This window comes from Candidatus Symbiopectobacterium sp. (assembly GCF_020054415.1).
GTDB lineage: Bacteria > Pseudomonadota > Gammaproteobacteria > Enterobacterales > Enterobacteriaceae > Symbiopectobacterium.
In genome coordinates this window covers 1-1,880 of record NZ_JAHWCO010000111.1, presented here as the reverse complement: position 1 = coordinate 1,880, position 1,880 = coordinate 1, and the positions used below count along the sequence as shown (strand labels likewise).

Below are 1,880 nucleotides of genomic sequence, written 5' to 3'. Positions count from 1 at the left end.
GTCCAGTGAAACGACGGATCCTCGCAACGCAAAATCATGCAGTTAGGCCTCATGAGAAAACTGTACACCTGAGGGGACAAGCATTTTCTACCAAAACTGGCTTGGCAAAACAGCATGACTCACTATTATTCAACAAAGCCGACGCAAGAAAAAGAGAATGTGGCGTCTGTGTTTACCGCCGTTGGCAACGGTCCCGGTGGTAACGGCCAGAACGTGGTACAGCTGTTTGTGCGTCTGAAAGATTGGGATGAACGTCCCGGTGCGAAAAACAGTGCAGGTGCCATCGTTGAGCGTGCAACGCGCGCCTTCCGCCGTATCAATGAGGCGAGGGTTTTCGCCAGTACGCCACCGGCAATTTCCGGTTTGGGTAACGCATCCGGGTTTGATATGCAATTGCAGGATCGCGCAGGGTTGGGGCACGATGCTTTGATGGCGGCGCGTGACACGCTGTTGGCGCAGGCGGCTGGGGATACGCGTTTGACCCGGGTTCGCCACAACGGTCTGGATGACAGTCCGCAAATGCAAATCACCATCGATCAGCGTAAGGCGGAATCGTTGGGGGTTTCCATCAGCAACATCAACAGTACGTTGAAGATTGGCTGGGGCTCCACTTACGTGAACAATTTTATCGATCGTGGGCGGGTGAAAAAGGTGTATGTGCAGGCAGCCGCCCCTTATCGCATGCTGCCAGACGATCTCAACAAATGGTATGTGCGTAATGACAGCGGGGCATGGTGCCGTTCTCCGCCTTTGCGCAAACCTCGTGGATGACCGGCTCGCCGCGTCTGGAACGCTATAACGGTTTCTCCGCGTTGGAGATCCTTGGCGAATCGGCGCCGGGCGTCAGTACCGGTACAGCCATGGATGTGATGGAACAACTGGTGGCTAAATTGCCAGAAGGGTTTGGGCTGGAGTGGACCGGCATGTCGCTGCAAGAGCGCATGACCGGAGCACAGGCTCCGGCGCTCTATGCCATCTCCCTGCTGGTGGTATTTTTGTGTCTGGCGGCGCTGTATGAAAGCTGGTCCGTGCCGTTCTCCGTGATGCTGGGCGCACTAATCGCAACCTGGCCGCGCGGGCTGGAAAATGATGTTTATTTTCAGGTTGGCCTGCTGACAGTGATCGGGCTCTCAGACAAAAACGCCATATTGATCGTAGAGTTTGCCAACGAAATGAACCACAAAGGCGTGGATATCGTCAAAGCCACGCTGGAAGCTTCCCGCCAACGCTTGCGTCCCATCCTGATGACGTCACTTGCTTTTGTTTTTGGTGTGTTGCCGATGGCAACCAGCACCGGTGCGGGCTCCGCCAGCCAGCCCGCGGTGGGCACCTGCGTGATTGGCGGCATGGTGGCTGCCACCGTGCTGGCGATTTTCTTTGTTCCCCTGTTTTTCGTCGTAGTAAGACGCCGCTTCCCATTGAGAGAGAAAACGGAGTAGTGCTTATTGGTCTCTCTTTCCTTATCACTGTGGGAGTCACGGGGATTTTTTTCCTGCCGGCCTCGTGACGAAGAAACATCTCCATCTCTGTCAACATTCATCAAACTGTAAACAAAGGTAACTAGGTTATGTCCTGATTATATTATCTGTACTAGCTCAGACCTGATCTGACAGTTACCGATTATTTATACAAGTGTCTGTCCGATTACATCTGGTTCAGATTCTTTTTTGCCCAGATCCGTTTTCCATCGAGTAAAGTGGCCATCGGCGTACGCCCGCAGCACGTTTTTCCCTGATGGGTTCGCTCATTATTGTAATGCCACAACCAGTTGTCCAGATCTACCTGCAGGCTTTCCAGGTCTCCATATAACTTCTTGCGGAACGTAACCTGATAAAAATCCTGCAAAATGGTTTTATGGAAGCGCTCGCAGATGCCGTTCG

The 1,880-nt window shown here is 53.1% G+C and carries 1 protein-coding gene and 1 pseudogene; one reads left to right on the top strand and one right to left on the bottom strand.

The window, feature by feature from the left end:
* Positions 1–147 precede the first annotated feature (147 nt).
* A pseudogene (locus tag QZ506_RS03465) lies at positions 148–1,439 on the top strand (efflux RND transporter permease subunit); the annotation flags it as partial.
* A gap of 205 nt (positions 1,440–1,644) precedes the next feature.
* Here QZ506_RS03465 and QZ506_RS03460 read toward each other — a convergent pair.
* A partial coding sequence (locus QZ506_RS03460) for an integrase core domain-containing protein (RefSeq protein ID WP_291969084.1) occupies positions 1,645–1,880 on the bottom strand: 236 nt, incomplete at its 5' end.